This is a genomic window from Candidatus Dormiibacterota bacterium, from assembly GCA_035544955.1.
Lineage (GTDB): Bacteria > Chloroflexota > Dormibacteria > CF-121 > CF-121 > CF-13.
On sequence record DASZZN010000014.1, the window covers coordinates 116,487 to 130,537 of the forward strand.

The window sequence follows — 14,051 nt, forward strand, 5'->3', positions numbered from 1 at the left end:
GGGCGTCATTTCGCGCTCCGTCACGGCGCTTCTAGAATGCAGTCGTGGAGGACGTCGTCCTGGTCGCGGCGGCCCGCACGCCGTTCGGCAAGCTGGGCGGTGGCCTCTCGACGTTGACGGCGCCCGAGCTCGGCGCCTCCGTCATCAAGGAAGTCCTCAACCGCGCCCACGTCGACGGCGCCGACGTCGACCAGGTCATCATGGGCACGGTCATCACCGCCGGCATGGGCCAGATTCCGGCGCGGCAGGCCGCCATCCAGGCGGGGCTGCCGACGAGCGTCCCAGCGCTGACCGTCAACAAGGTCTGCGCGTCATCGCTCAAGGCCGTCAACCTGGCGGCGCTGCTGATCCGCAACGGTGATGCCGACGCCGTCGTTGCCGGTGGGATGGAAAGCATGAGCCAGGCGCCCTACCTGCTGGAGAAGGCGCGCTTCGGCTATCGCCTTGGGGACGGCGCGCTGGTTGACAGCATGGTGCGCGACGGCCTGATCGATCCGGCCAACGGCTGCCACATGGCGGTCGAGGGCAGCAATGTCGCGAAGGAGTTCGAGGTTTCGCGCGAACGGCAGGACGAGTATGCCTACGACAGCCAGCAGCGCTACGCAAGGGCCCTCAAAGCCGGCTCCTTCAAGGGGGAACTCATCCCGATCGCCGTGGCGAGTCCAAAGGGCACGACAACCGTGGCGGCCGATGAGCAGCCACGACCGGATACCACGCTCGCGGGCCTGGCGCGGCTCAAGCCGGTGTTTACGGAGGACGGGACGATCACCGCCGGGAATGCCCCGGGGGTCAATGACGGCGCCACCGCCATCCTGCTGATGAGTGCTGCGGAGGCGAAGCGCCGGAACCTGCCGCCGCTGGCCCAGTGGCTCGCCTACGGCGAGTCCGCGGCCGATACGCCCTACCTCGCGACCGTGCCGGCGTCGTCCATCCATGCGGCGCTAAAGAAGCTCGGCTTGCGCGTCGGCGACATGAGCCTCTTCGAGATCAACGAGGCCTTTGCCGCGGTGGCGTGTACCGCCATGGACCTGCTCGGGATCGATGAGCAGCGGGTCAACGTCGATGGCGGTGCGCTCGCGATCGGCCATCCCATCGGCGCTTCCGGCGCGCGCATCCTGATGCACCTGGTCTATGCGCTGCGCCAGCGGGGCGGCGGTTACGGCGCGGCCGGCATCTGCTCGGGGATGGCCCAAGGCGAGGCCACCATCGTCCGCGTGAACTCCGGCCCGCCGGCCGACGCGAGCGGCGCGTAGTGCCATGCGAGCGTTTGAGGCGTAACTAATGGATCTGTCCCTCAGCCCTGAACAGGAGGAGATCCGCAAGCTGGCTCGGGATTTCGCCGAGCGCGAGGTCAAGCCGCGCGCCGAGGCGATCGACCACAATAGCGAGTTCCCGCGGGACCTGGTCGACAAGGCCGCCAAGCTCGGCCTGCTCGGCATCCTGGTCCCCGACGCGTATGGTGGTGCCGGGCTCGACCACCTGTCCTTCGCGATCTTCGTCGAGGAAGTCGCGCGCTTCTGCGCCAGCACGGCGGTGATCCTCGACGTTCACACCTCGGTCGGCACCGAGCCCATCGTCCTCTTCGGTTCGGAGGAGCAGAAGGGGCGTTGGTTGCCCGACCTGGCGCAGGGGAGGAAGCTCGCGGCCTTCGCGCTGACGGAGCCCGAAGCCGGCTCCGATGCCGCGCATCTCAAGACGACGGCGGTCCTTAGCGACCGCGGCTACCTCCTGAACGGCACCAAGATTTTCATCACCAACGCCGGCGAAGCGGGACTGTACGTCGTCATGGCGTCGACAAAGCCGGGGTCCGGCGCGGAGGGCATCACCGCGTTCCTGGTGGGCGGCGACAATCCGGGCCTGAAGGTCGGACCAAAGTTCAAGAAGATGGGCCTGAACGGCTCGGCCATCGCGGAGGTGTACCTGGAGAACTGCGTCGTCGAGGACGCTGATCGCCTCGGTGATGAAGGCCAGGGCTTCCGCATCGCGATGCGGGCACTCGACAGCGGAAGGATCGGCATCAGCGCCCAGGCGGTCGGGCTCGCCCAGGGCGCCCTCGACGACGCCGTCGCCTACGCGAAGGAACGCAAACAATTCGGCAAACCGATCGCGGAGCTGCAGGCGATCCAGAACAAGCTGGCCGACATCGCCGTGAAGATCCGGGCGGCTCGCTGGATGACCTGGAAGGCGGCGGCGCTGTGCGATGCCGGCCTGCCGTTCACCAAAGAGGCGTCGATGGCCAAGCTTTTTGCCACCGATGCGGCGATGGACATCACGCTCGATGCCCTGCAGGTGTTCGGCGGATATGGCTACCTCGAGGAATATCCGATGGCGCGACGGGTTCGCGACGCCAAGGCCTGCCAGATCTACGAGGGGACCAACCAGGTACAGCGCATCGTCATCGCCCGCGAGCTGGAGCGCGCCTGATGGACTTCGCACTCAGCGATGAGCAGCTCCAGATCCGCGAGATGGTCCACGACATCTGCCTGGAGCGGGTCGAACCGCGCGCGGCTCAGATCGACGAGTCTGGCGAGTTCCCCTGGGACATCAAGGAGCTGTTCGCGAAGCACGATATCCTTGCCATCCCCTTCTCAGCCGAGTACGGGGGCGTCAGCGGGAGTGCCCTGACGCTGATCGTGGCGGTCGAGGAGATCGCCAAGTTCTGTGCCACGTCCTCCCTGATCCTCAGCGTCCAGTCGCTCGGCAGTCTGCCGATCTCGCTGGCCGGGACCGAGGAACAGAAGAAGAAATACCTGCCGCCCCTCGCCCGTGGCGAAAAACTGGCGTCGTACGCATTGACTGAATCCGGTTCCGGCTCAGACGCCGGAGGCATGCGGACGCGAGCAACCCGGCGTGGCGACACCTACGTGATCAACGGTTCGAAGACATTCATCACCGGCGGCAGTGTCGCGGACACCCTCGTGGTCTTCGCCAGGACGGATCAAAACGGCGAAGGGGTGGCGCGCAACATTTCGGCGTTCATCGTGGAGAAGGACATGCCGGGGTTCAAGGTGGGCAAGCTGGAGAAGAAACTCGGCATCCGCGGATCGCCTACGGCGCAGCTCTTTTTCGAAGACCTGGCTGTGCCGGCGGCCAACCGGCTCGGGAACGAAGGAGAAGGCTTCACGCTCGCCATGCGCGTCCTCGACCACTCCCGTCCCGGGATCGCGGCGCAGGCCCTGGGCATCGCGGAAGGTGCCTTCGACCTGGCCCGCCGTTACGCCCGCGACCGGCGCCAGTTCGACAAGCCGATCAACCAGTTCCAGGGTATCCAGTTCATGCTGGCCGATATGGCCACCCAGATCGAGGCCGCTCGCGCCCTGACCTACGGCTCGGCTGAGGCGCTCGACCGTCACCTGCCCGGCATCAGCCTCAGCTCGTCGATGGCAAAGCTGTTCGCCTCGGACACCGCGATGCGCGTGACCACCGACGCGGTGCAGATCCTGGGCGGCTACGGCTATCTCCGAGACTTCCCGGCGGAGCGCATGATGCGCGATGCGAAGATCACGCAGATTTACGAGGGGACCAACGAGATCCAGCGATTGGTGATTGCCCGTGAAGTGCTAAAGGAGAAGGCGTGACGATCAAACAGCTCTACGTTGCGGGCGCCGGCCTGATGGGGGCGGGGATCGCCCAGACCGCGATCAGCCATGGCCTGGACGTGACGATTCGCGAGGTCGATGACACCCTCGTCAACCGCGGTGTCGAGAACATCAAGAAGCGGCTCGAGAGTCTCGTCCAGAAAGGTAAGCTCGATGCCGCCGCGCGCGATGCGGCGCTGGGTCGCCTGCACCCGACCACGTCCCTCGAGGCGGCGGGCCGCGCCGACTTCGTGATCGAGGCGATCACCGAGAACTTCGACGCGAAACGCGAGCTGTTCAAACGTCTCGACGGCATCTGCCGGCGGGAAGCGATCCTCGCCAGCAACACGTCGTCGATCCCCGTCACCCGGATGGCAGCGGTCACCAAGCGGCCCGATCGCTTCATCGGCATGCATTTCTTCAACCCGGTGCCGGTGATGCCGCTGGTGGAGCTCACCCGCGGCCGCGATACCTCCGATACGACACTGGCCGCGACGCTCGAGCTCTCGAAGGCGATGGGCAAGACTCCGATCACCTCGCTCGACTACCCCGGCTTCATCGTCAACCGCATGCTGGTGCCGTTCATCAACGAGGCGATCCGGGCGCTGATGGAGGGGCTGGGCACGCGGGAGGACATCGACCAGGGCGCCCGGCTCGGCCTGCACCACCCCATGGGCCCGCTGGAGCTGGCCGACTTCGTCGGCCTCGACACCCACCTCTACATCTGCGGCGTTCTTTACGAGGGGCTTCACGATCCACGATTCGCAGCGCCGCCCCTGCTCCGCCAGCTGGTCGATGCCGGTCACTTCGGGCGAAAGACGGGTCGCGGGTTCTATCGCTACGGCCCCGACGGCAGCCGCGTTCCTGATTAAGCGGGATTAAGCCTTACGACGAACCGGCTGGCTTCCAGCTGAAAGGGCGGACGGCTTGCGACGGACAATCGACAGCGCAAGCAGCCCGAGCGCGAGCAGGAACGATGCCGCTGCCAGGATGGTAGCCGCGAGGGAGATCACGGCCCAGATCGCGCCGCTCTTCGACGCGATCTCGCTCATCGGGGTACCGCCCGTGACGAGGTGCAGCGTCACAAACGAGTACCAGACGATGAAAGTTGCCACCGCGATCAAGATGGCACCCGTGCGACGCACCCGAGCAATCCATAAGCCGCCGAGTAGCCAGAGCGAAGCCGTCACGGCGGCGGCGAAGGCGCCGTCCTCGGGGTTCGCCATCCCGAAATCCGCCCGATGGACGCCATCCGTCGCCTGCAGAATCACGAGCGCTGCCCCGAGAAACGCCGCCAGCAGCAGCGGTAGGGTCTCCAGTCTCGCGTTCCGGCCGCGCGAGTTGGTCCAGGACACGGCGGCGCTGACCACGACTACGGCGCAGGCCGGCACGAGTGCCATGGCGACCGTCGCTACCGGCAGACCTTCGTGCTTGACAAAGGTGCCGAGCGCGCCGGCGGCGGAGACGAAGTGGGTGGATGCGACCAACGAGACTTCAACGAAGGCGATCGCGGCGGCGCCGAAGATCCCGAAGCGCAAGCCGCTGAACGCCAGAATGATGCAAACCAACCAGATCGCTCCTACGATCAGCGCGACGACCGTATGGACTCCGTTGATCTGGCCGCTGTGCAGTTCGTGGAGCAGCAAGAACGCGCCGAGAGCGACGGCCAGGAGTCCGGACGCCATCGAGAGAACTCGAGCCGGTAGCAGGAACGGGCCTTGCGCTCGTCGAACCGCCCGCCTCGCCTGCATCCACAACATTTCACGGATGAACCGGATTCGTCCTAGCCCGATTCGCTAGACTTTCTGCGCACTTTGGTAAGGCAACCGCGCCGGCGGCGCGCATCTGAAGCGCTCGGCCGAGACCGCGTGTGGCAATATGCCCGCGCCGCAGTGGCTGTCATCGTCGGGCTGGCTCTTCTGCTTTCGGGGCTCGCCGTCTTTCGTGTCTGGTCGGCCATTCACGCGATCTCGCCCCGCGCCCAGCCACAAGACCTGATCGCGCTGGTTCAGGCAAAGAGCGACGAGCCGGGATCCGTGGGTTGGAAGATCAAGCACGACGAGCGCATCAACGTTCTCTTCCTCGGCTACGGCGGGCCAGGCCACGACGGGCCGTACCTGACCGACTCGGTCATGCTGCTGTCGATCCGTCCGGCGACGCGCGAGGCGATCATGATTTCGGTGCCGCGCGACCTGTGGGTGAAGATCCCGGCACTGCCAGGGAATGGGTTCATGATGGGCAAGCTCAATAGCGCCTACGCCATCGGAACCGATCACAACAACTACCCCAACGTCCGTGGCGAGTGGAAAACCAGCACGGGTGGTGGCGACCTGGCGGCGGCCACGGTCTCGCAGGTGACCGGCCAGCCGATCGATTACTGGGTCGGCGTGGACTTCAAGGCGTTTCGCGATGTCGTCAACGCGCTGGGCGGCGTCCGCGTCAATGTCCCGACGACGCTCGACGACCCCTACTTCCCGGCCGGCGAGTCGACCGGGATTATGCGGGTCCACTTCGATGCCGGATGGCAGCAGTTCGACGGCGAGCGGGCGCTCGAGTATGCGCGCTCGCGGGAAACGACATCGGACTTCGACCGGTCGCGCCGCCAGCAGCTGGTCATGCTAGCCGTCCGTCAGCGCGTCTTCTCCTTGAACGCGATCCCGCGGATGCTGTCGTTACTGGGCGCGCTGCAGGACAACGTCCGGACGAACCTGCGCCCCGGCGACATGCAGCAACTCGCCGACCTCGCCGGAAAGATCAAGGACCAGGACATCAGGCGCGTCGCGATCGATACGTCGAATCTGGTGCGAAGCGGCACCAGTAGCAACGGCCAGTACATCCTCGAGCCGCTCGACCCGACCTACGGCGCCCTGCATCGCTACCTCGCGATGGCGCTTCCGGACCGGTCGGCGCTGGCGAAGCAGGTGCCCTTCCAGGTGCAGGACGGGAGCCGCCGCTACTGGCTGCCCTACGGCATCGGGACGCCGGCCAGCATCATGACGTCCCTCCTGCAGGCGCAGGGGTGGGAGGCGAGCGTCGCCCCACCCGCCGCGCAGCGCGTCACCCAGACCGAGATCCTTGACGGTTCCGGCGGCGGCGCGGCGGCCATGGTCACCTGGCTCCAGGAATACTTCGGTGCCGTGGTGACGACTGTCCCAGCGCCCGCCAGCGGGCCGAGTGTCACGGTCGTCCTCGGCTCCGATTTCACCCTGAAAACCTTCCCCGCGCCCCTCAGATGAGCGCGCTCCGGCGTGGAAAAGCGCGCGGTTAGCGATAATCGAATCGAGATGAGTTTGGCCGGCGCCTTGCTTTCCGGTGATATCCGGGCGCTGGCGCGGGCGATCAGCCTGGCCGAAGATCGGGACCCGCAGGCGAGCCAGCTCGTCGCCGAATTGCAGTCCCACACCGGGAACGCCTACCTGGTCGGGCTGACCGGCGCTCCGGGGACCGGGAAGAGCACCCTGGCCGACGCGCTGGTCAAGGTAATTCGCGACCGGCAGCAAACCGTGGGCGTGATCGCGGTCGACCCCAGCAGCCCCTTTACCGGCGGCGCCGTCCTCGGCGACCGCATCCGGATGGGGCGCCACACGCTCGACAAGGGGGTCTTCATCCGCAGCATGGGCGCCCGAGGCCACCTGGGCGGGCTGGCGGCGGCCACCCGCGAGGCGATCCACCTGCTCGACGCGTACGGCCGCGACGTGATCCTGGTGGAGACCGTGGGGGTCGGCCAATCGGAGCTCGAGATCTCGACGATCTGCGACACCGTGGTCCTGGTGTTGATGCCGGAGTCGGGCGACGCAGTGCAGAGCATCAAGGCCGGCATCCTGGAGATCGCCGACGTTTTTGTCATCAACAAGTCAGACCTGGGCGGCGCGGAGAAGACGCGTCGCCTGATCCAGGAGGCAATCGGGCTCGGCCCCAAACAGGCGTGGCGCCCCCCGATCGTGCTGGCGTCGGCCGCCAAGGAGGAAGGGATCGAGCCGGTCTGGGATGCGGTCCTCGCGCACCGGGCCTACCTATCGGAGAGCGGGACCTTGGCCTCACGGCGCCAGCAGCGTCTCAAGCAGGAAGTCATGGCACTGGTCGCCGACCGCGCTCGCGAGGACGCCCGGCGCGTGCTGGAGGGCGACACGGCCGTGGGCCGGCGCGTGCGCGAGAATCGGAATGGGAAACTAAACCCGTACGCCCTCGCCGAGGAGGTCCTCGAGCAGCGGGCACCGCAAGGAGGCAGCTGATGGCACTTCGCCGCAAGACGGCCTACGAGGAATGGGCCGCCCGCTACCGGGGCGGCAAACCGGCGCCGAAGGATAGCGCCGAGACGATGTCGGGCCTGCCGTTGCAGCCCCTCTACACCCCCGACGACATGGAGGGTTGGAACTACGACGAGAAGCTCGGCTATCCGGGTGAGTTCCCTTACACGCGGGGTGTCTATCCCTCGATGTATCGCGGGCAGCCGTGGACCATCAGGCAGTTCGCCGGTTACGGCACGGCGCAGGAGACGAACCGCCGCTATAAGTTCCTGCTCGCGCAGGGCCAAGCGGGCCTCTCGGTGGCGTTCGACATGCCCACCCTGATGGGATACGACTCCGACGACCCGCTCGGCGAAGGCGAGGTCGGCCATTGCGGCGTGGCGATTGACTCCCTGGAGGACATGGAAACCCTCTTCGAGGACATCCGCCTGGACCAGATCACCACCTCGATGACGATCAACTCGCCGGCGGCGATCCTCTACGCGATGTACATCGCCGTCGCCGAGAAGGAGGGAGTCTCGCCGGCGAAGTTGGGAGGCACCCTGCAGAACGACATCCTCAAGGAGTACATCGCCCAGAAGGAGTACATCTTCCCGCCGGAACCGTCGATGCGGCTGGTGGTCGACACCATCGTCTTCGCGGCGCGCGAGATGCCCCGCTGGAACGCCGTGTCCATCTCCGGTTACCACATTCGCGAGGCCGGCTCCACCGCTACCCAGGAGCTCGCCTTCACGCTGGCGGACGGCATGGCCTACGTCGAAGCCTCGATCAAGGCCGGCCTGAAGGTCGACGAGTTCGCGCCGCGGCTCTCTTTCTTCTTCGACTCGCACATCGATTTCTTCGAGGAGATCGCCAAGTTCCGCGCAGCTCGCCGGCTGTGGGCGAAGATCATGCGCGACAAGTACGGCGCGCGCGATCCCAAGTCCTGGATGCTGCGCTTCCACACGCAGACGGCCGGCGTGTCACTGACGCGCCAGCAGGTGGAGAACAACGTGACACGGACGGCCTACGAGGCGATGGCGGCCGTACTGGGTGGGACCAACTCGCTGCACACCAACTCGATGGACGAAGTCCTCTCCTTGCCGACCGAGCGCGCGGCGCAGATCGCGCTGCGCACGCAGCAGGTGCTCGCCCATGAGACCGGGGTCGCCAACACCATCGACCCGCTGGGCGGCTCCTATTTCATCGAGCAGCTCACCGACGAGATGGAGCGCGGCGCGCAGCGCTACTTCGACGAGATCGATGCGCTGGGCGGCGTCCTGCGCTGCATCGAGAACGGGTTCTTCCAGCGGGAGATCGCCGATGCCGCTTTCGAGTTCGAACGCAAGCTCGAGGCCAACGAACGGATCATCGTGGGCGTGAACGCCTACAAGGACGGCGAAAGCGGCGATGTCCCCACCCTGCGCATCGGTCCCGAGACCGAGCAGGGTCAGGTGCGCCGGCTCAAGGCGTTGCGGGCGCGGCGCGACAACACCAGCGTCTTAAATCGCCTCGAGGAGTTGAAGACCGCCGCTCGCGGCAACGACAACCTCATGCCGCCCTTGCTGGCGTGTGTCAAGGCGTATGCAACGGAGGGCGAGATCATGGCCGCGCTGAAGGAGGTCTTCGGCGTCTACCGCGAGCCGATCCTCTTCTAGATGATCAAGCTGCGCTTTTCCCTCTTGGGACGGATCATTGCGGGACTGGCGGTCTTCATCATCATCGCCCTCTACGTGACGAGGCTATGACCGCCCGCGTCCTGACGGCAAAAGTCGGGCTCGATGGCCACGATCGCGGCGTGAAGGTCGTTTCGCGGGCACTGCGTGACGCCGGGGTCGAGGTGATCTATGCCGGGCTGCGGCAGACGCCGGAAATGGTGGTGGAAGCGGCGATCCAGGAAGACGTCGACGCTATCGGAGTCAGCCTACACAGCGGCGCGCACATGACGCTCATCCCCCGCATCCTCGAGCTGCTCAAACAGCGCAACGCCACCGACATCGTGGTTTTCGGGGGTGGCATCATCCCGCCGGACGACGCCAAAGAACTCAAGAGAATGGGCGTCGTCGAGATCTTCGGCCCCGGCACGTCGCTGCAATCGATCATCGACTTCGTCAATCACGGCTTCAAGGCGGCGTGATCGCGACCGCACCGCGAAAGCTCGGCCGGTTCGAGCTCCACTGCCTGAGCGATGGGCACTGGCGGATGGACGGCGGCTCCGTCTTTGGCGTCGTGCCCAGGGTCTTGTGGGAAAAGCTCAAGGTCCCGGACGCCCGCAACCGCATCCCGATGGCGACCAATTGCATGCTGGTCCGCACGCCCGACGCCAACATCCTGATCGAGGCCGGCATGGGCCCCAAGCTTTCCGACAAAGAACGCGACATCTGGGCCTACGATCGAGACCCCGGGATCCCGGACGCGCTGGCCGGCGTCGGGCTCCAGCCGCAGGATATCGACCTGGTCGTCCTCAGTCACCTGCATTTCGACCACGTTGGTGCACTGGTCACTCCTGGACGGGACGGCGAGCTGACGCCGCTCTTCCCGCGCGCGCGTCATGTCGTCCAGGCGACGGAGCTGGAGGCGTGGCGGAATCCGGATCCTCGCAGCAAACCGTCTTACAAGCCGGAAAACTTGAAAGTCGTCGAAGAGGAGGGTCGGTTGCAGGTGGTCGACGGCGACCAGGAGGTGGCGCCGGGTGTCCAGGTGCGCGTCACCGGTGGTCACACGGCGGGACACCAGGCCGTGTACGTCCAAGATCAGGAGCAGACCGTCGTCTTCACCGGCGACTTCCTCTTCATGCGCGCCTTCCTCAAGGTCAACTGGGTCAGCGGGCTCGACCTTTTCCCACTGGAGGCGATGGAGCACAAGGCGGCCTTCCTCAAAGAGGCGGCGCGCGAGCGGTATCTGCTCTGGTTCTATCACGAGACCGAGCAGATGCTCGGTTACTGGACCGGCGAGGGCTTCGAGCCGGCTAGCTGACGATCAACAGGACTTCTGAACCGCACCGCTCGCACTCGCCCCGCACGACGTAGTTTCCGGTCTTCAGGTCCATCGCCGACGGGTTGAGGATGCCCACCGCCTGCCGGCAGGCGCGGCAGTTCGCCTTCATCGGCGCCACCGGGATTTCCGAGGGCTGGAAGGTCCAGGTGTGTGGGCCGACCTGGTGCATGGTTGCGTGGGCGATGGCCATTCAAGAGCTCCATCTTTTGTAACGCGCCTGGTCAGGAAATGACGTGCGCCGTTCGGACCTGCAATCTACTGTGAACGGCGTACCCGCGGGCCCGCCGGCTGGCCTAGTAGACAATGACCGGGGTGCCGGTCGGCGTCCAGTTCCACAGCCAGACCATGTTGGAGTAGGGGACATTGACGCAGCCGTGCGTGCCCGTGTCCTCTCCGGTCGGGTCGTAGTGGGGGCCGTTGGTCCCCGGACCGTAGCGCGAGCGCCAGTAGGCGTCGTGGATCCCGTCGCCACCGTTGAACCACATCACCATGGTGACCTTGCTGTCGGGGTACCAGAAGGGCGAACTCTTGGGCCATGGCGAGTGCATGGTCCAGGGTGAGACCTTCCAGTAGACCTTGAAGCTGCCGGGGTCGGTTTCCAGGCCGGGCCGGCCGGTCGTGACGTAGCTCCAGAAGACTTGCTGGCCATGGTCGTAAGCCCGGATCACCTGCTCGCCGAGCGAGATCGTGAGCGCCTTGTCCGGCAGGGTCTGGGTCATCGCGTCGCCCAGCACCTTCGCCTGCACCATCAGCCCGCCGGTCACCTGGTCGAGCTTGGCGGCGGTGTCGGCGCTACCCAACTTGGCGGTGAGCTTCTGGACATTGACGTCGACGACGGAGACGTCCATCGAGAAGATCCTCGCGGTCTGCATCTCACCCTGAACCTGCGCGAGTGCCGAATTGGCGGCGGCTAGGGCCACGCTTGCGTCGCCGTGATCCTGGGCGGCGGCCTGGGCGGCGTACTGGTCGATGAGTTTGTTGGCGTTCTCCTGGTCGGCGATCATGAGCGAGAGCTTCGAGAGCCGGGCCTTCAGCTCGGCGCTGACGGCGCGGTAGGCCCGCACGTTGCTGGCCTGCTCCAGCTCGATCGAGGCCTTCGACGGCAGGCCGTCGAATTCGACCAGGAGCTGGTCGTCGACGCCGATCTGCTTCGCCTTTTGCAGGTTGGTCGTGAGCTGGCTGACCGCCGACTGGGCGGAGTCATGCGTTTCGACCAGCAGCTTCTGTACCCGGGTCTGGAGCTGCTGCTTGATCTGCACCTCCTGACCGGCCGCGCGCGAGAAGAACGCGATCCGCTCCTCGTTGAACGGCGCCGAGGCGGCCGGCGGGGTCTCGCTGGCGGTGGTCAGCTCCTGGCGCTGAAGGTCGGAGTATTCGGATTTCTCGAGCCCGAGCTCACTGGCTCGGGCCTGGGCCGCCATCACCTGGGCCCGGGCGGCCTGGAAGTCCTGCTCCGCGAAGGCCTCCCGCATCTGCTGGACGAAGATGAAGCTGGCTACCAGGGCAAACGTCCCCAGCACCGCTCCAATCCGGAGGGCGTTCCGACGTAGGAATCTAAGAGATGATGTCAGCATCGTTGTCAACCGATTTTATGCGGTTCGGCCACTGATGGTAACGGCCGAACGGCGGAAAAGTTCCGATGAAGGGCCGTTCAGCGGGCCCCAAACGCTGTGTTAAGATGGGCCGCGCTCGTATTCAGTTCGAAGGAGAAACGCCCTGGCGGCCACCACCCCGGTTACGTTGAAACTTGAGCCCCGTCCGGATCGCGGCCGCCACCTGCAGGCGCTGCGCCGGGAGGGCCGTCTGCCGGGGATCGTCTACGGCCACAACGTGGACGCCGTGACCGTCGTGGTCGACGGCCGCGAGTTCATCAAAGCCTTCCAAAAGGTCGGCCGCAACCAGCTGGTCGACCTCCAGCTCGGCGACGAGCCGGTGCGCAAAGCGCTCGTCCGCGAGGTGCAGCGCAGCCCCCGCCACGGCGACCTCCTGCACGTCGACTTCTACCAGGTCAACCTGACCGAGAAGATCGAGTCCGAGGTCCCGATCGAGCTGGAGGGCGAAGTCGAGCTGGTGTCCAAGGGGGAGGCCGATCTGCAACGCGGCCTTCACGCGCTCAAGGTCGAGTGCCTACCGACCGATCTGCCGCCGGTTATCACGGTGGACGTCTCGAGCATGAAGGAGATCGACGACGAGATCCGCGTCAAGGATCTGCCGGTCCCGCCCGGATGCGAGATCCTCGACGATCCCGATGAGCTCGTCGTCAAGGTCGCGGCGCATCGTGAGGTGGTCGAGGAGGCCGGGCCGGCGGCCGCCGCCGCCGAGGTGCCAGTGGTCGGCGAAGGAGAAGCTGCGGCCGAACCCGGCGCCGAAGGCGAAGCCCCCACCGAGAGTTAGCCCGGCGGCGACCCTACAATTGGCGCCATGCTGACGCTCGGCGCGAGCGCGTGGGAGACGTTTCGCACATATCTCCCGACCACCCGGGATCTCTTCAAGGTTGGCGCGGCCGTCATCATCCTGGCCGCCTTTTACCTCCTCGCTCGCCTTGTGCGACTGCTGACCGGGAATGAGCTGCGCCGAGTCCACGCCGATCCCCAGGTCGCCTTGCTCGTCAACCGGATCGTGTTCCTCGCCGCGCTGGTCATCGGCGTCGTCGCGGCGTTCACCGAGCTCTTCGGAAGCCCGGCGCTGGTGTTTGGCGGCTTCGGCTTCCTGGCCCTTGCGTTCAGTCTCGCCTTCCAGGACATCCTCAAGAACTTCATCGCGGGCATTTTTCTCCTGCTCGAGCGCCCCTTCCGTCTCGGCGATGAAATCACCGTCGACAACCGGACCGGCATCGTCGAGAACATCGAGATGCGAGCGACCACACTGCGAACGAATGAGGGCGAGCAGGTCCTCATCCCCAACGCCCTGGTCTACACCGGTACGATCATCAACCGCACCCGGTACCCGACACGCCTCTTCACGCTGACCGCCAAGGTGCCGGATGGCGCGGCGGTCGACGGGCTCGTCGAGCGGCTGCGCAAGAAGCTCCAAAGCCGGCCGGACATTGCGAAAGACCCGCCGCCGCACGTCGGCCTTCAGCCCGCCATCGATGGCGGCTTGACGCTCGAAGTGCGCTACTGGCTGGACTACCGCCGCAACGATCCACTGGCGGTCCAGGCTACGCTCGGCCAGGAGATCTACCGGGCGATCCACGCGTCGCCCGAGAAGGCGACGAGCACCTCTAGGAAGCCGGCCGGGACATAGGCGC

At 66.0% G+C, this 14,051-nt stretch carries 14 protein-coding genes; 11 read left to right on the forward strand and 3 right to left on the reverse strand.

The annotated features are described in order from the left end of the window. Nucleotides 1-44 precede the first annotated feature (44 nt). Genes VHK65_05825 through VHK65_05840 form a run of 4 tightly spaced genes read left to right on the forward strand, consistent with a single transcriptional unit; the run spans nt 45 to nt 4,450 of the window. Entirely contained in the window at nt 45-1,253 is a 1,209-nt protein-coding gene (locus VHK65_05825) for an acetyl-CoA C-acetyltransferase (GenBank protein ID HVS05670.1), read from the forward strand. A 28-nt stretch (nt 1,254-1,281) separates the two neighbouring features. After that, nucleotides 1,282-2,424, forward strand: a complete 1,143-nt coding sequence (locus tag VHK65_05830) for an acyl-CoA dehydrogenase family protein (GenBank protein ID HVS05671.1) — start codon at nt 1,282-1,284, stop codon at nt 2,422-2,424. Then, a complete protein-coding gene (locus VHK65_05835) occupies nt 2,424-3,578 on the forward strand; it encodes an acyl-CoA dehydrogenase family protein (GenBank protein ID HVS05672.1) in 1,155 nt (384 codons plus the stop codon). Before VHK65_05830 ends, VHK65_05835 begins: the two co-directional genes overlap by 1 nt. Further along, nucleotides 3,575-4,450: a 3-hydroxybutyryl-CoA dehydrogenase gene (locus VHK65_05840; protein HVS05673.1), complete on the forward strand. Its 876-nt coding sequence runs from the start codon at nt 3,575-3,577 to the stop codon at nt 4,448-4,450. Before VHK65_05835 ends, VHK65_05840 begins: the two co-directional genes overlap by 4 nt. A 6-nt stretch (nt 4,451-4,456) precedes the next feature. On the opposite strand, the gene VHK65_05845 is transcribed toward VHK65_05840, so the two are convergent. Beyond that, nucleotides 4,457-5,263, reverse strand: coding sequence for a hypothetical protein (locus tag VHK65_05845; protein HVS05674.1), 807 nt, complete (start codon nt 5,261-5,263; stop codon nt 4,457-4,459). A 207-nt stretch (nt 5,264-5,470) separates the two neighbouring features. On the opposite strand from VHK65_05845, the gene VHK65_05850 reads away from it, so the two are divergent. From VHK65_05850 to VHK65_05870, 5 genes are all read left to right on the forward strand, one after another. Then, nucleotides 5,471-6,814, forward strand: coding sequence for an LCP family protein (locus VHK65_05850; protein HVS05675.1), 1,344 nt, complete (start codon nt 5,471-5,473; stop codon nt 6,812-6,814). A 48-nt stretch (nt 6,815-6,862) separates the two neighbouring features. Then, nucleotides 6,863-7,810, forward strand: a complete 948-nt coding sequence (gene meaB / locus VHK65_05855; protein ID HVS05676.1) for a methylmalonyl Co-A mutase-associated GTPase MeaB — start codon at nt 6,863-6,865, stop codon at nt 7,808-7,810. Continuing rightward, nucleotides 7,810-9,462 carry a methylmalonyl-CoA mutase family protein gene (locus VHK65_05860; protein HVS05677.1) on the forward strand — a complete coding sequence of 551 codons (1,653 nt, stop codon included), beginning with the start codon at nt 7,810-7,812 and terminating at the stop codon, nt 9,460-9,462. Before meaB ends, VHK65_05860 begins: the two co-directional genes overlap by 1 nt. A gap of 86 nt (nt 9,463-9,548) precedes the next feature. Further along, the gene (locus tag VHK65_05865; GenBank protein ID HVS05678.1) at nt 9,549-9,941 is read left to right on the forward strand and encodes a cobalamin B12-binding domain-containing protein; all 393 of its coding nucleotides are present in this window, start codon (nt 9,549-9,551) and stop codon (nt 9,939-9,941) included. Then, a complete protein-coding gene (locus VHK65_05870; protein HVS05679.1) occupies nt 9,938-10,780 on the forward strand; it encodes an MBL fold metallo-hydrolase in 843 nt (280 codons plus the stop codon). Before VHK65_05865 ends, VHK65_05870 begins: the two co-directional genes overlap by 4 nt. Here the strand turns inward: VHK65_05870 and VHK65_05875 are convergent. Both VHK65_05875 and VHK65_05880 read right to left on the reverse strand, forming a co-directional pair. Beyond that, nucleotides 10,773-10,991, reverse strand: a complete 219-nt coding sequence (locus VHK65_05875) for a hypothetical protein (protein ID HVS05680.1) — start codon at nt 10,989-10,991, stop codon at nt 10,773-10,775. The two genes, VHK65_05870 and VHK65_05875, sit on opposite strands and share 8 nt — an antisense overlap. Before the next feature lie 103 nt (nt 10,992-11,094). Then, entirely contained in the window at nt 11,095-12,321 is a 1,227-nt protein-coding gene (locus tag VHK65_05880; GenBank protein HVS05681.1) for a L,D-transpeptidase, read from the reverse strand. A 220-nt stretch (nt 12,322-12,541) separates the two neighbouring features. Between VHK65_05880 and VHK65_05885 the strand changes: the two genes are divergently transcribed. Both VHK65_05885 and VHK65_05890 read left to right on the forward strand, forming a co-directional pair. Then, nucleotides 12,542-13,195, forward strand: coding sequence for a 50S ribosomal protein L25 (locus tag VHK65_05885; GenBank protein HVS05682.1), 654 nt, complete (start codon nt 12,542-12,544; stop codon nt 13,193-13,195). A gap of 27 nt (nt 13,196-13,222) precedes the next feature. Beyond that, nucleotides 13,223-14,047, forward strand: a complete 825-nt coding sequence (locus VHK65_05890) for a mechanosensitive ion channel family protein (protein ID HVS05683.1) — start codon at nt 13,223-13,225, stop codon at nt 14,045-14,047. Nucleotides 14,048-14,051 lie beyond the last annotated feature (4 nt).

What these genes read in the sequence shown, in the direction of transcription:
- VHK65_05865 (HVS05678.1), top strand. Translation starts at nt 9,549, where the DNA reads ATGACCGCCCGCGTCCTGACGGCAAAAGTCGGGCTCGATGGCCACGAT.
- VHK65_05845 (HVS05674.1), bottom strand. Translation starts at nt 5,263, where the DNA reads ATGGCGTCCGGACTCCTGGCCGTCGCTCTCGGCGCGTTCTTGCTGCTC.
- VHK65_05830 (HVS05671.1), top strand. Translation starts at nt 1,282, where the DNA reads ATGGATCTGTCCCTCAGCCCTGAACAGGAGGAGATCCGCAAGCTGGCT.
- meaB (HVS05676.1), top strand. Translation starts at nt 6,863, where the DNA reads ATGAGTTTGGCCGGCGCCTTGCTTTCCGGTGATATCCGGGCGCTGGCG.
- VHK65_05835 (HVS05672.1), top strand. Translation starts at nt 2,424, where the DNA reads ATGGACTTCGCACTCAGCGATGAGCAGCTCCAGATCCGCGAGATGGTC.
- VHK65_05875 (HVS05680.1), bottom strand. Translation starts at nt 10,991, where the DNA reads ATGGCCATCGCCCACGCAACCATGCACCAGGTCGGCCCACACACCTGG.
- VHK65_05890 (HVS05683.1), top strand. Translation starts at nt 13,223, where the DNA reads ATGCTGACGCTCGGCGCGAGCGCGTGGGAGACGTTTCGCACATATCTC.
- VHK65_05860 (HVS05677.1), top strand. Translation starts at nt 7,810, where the DNA reads ATGGCACTTCGCCGCAAGACGGCCTACGAGGAATGGGCCGCCCGCTAC.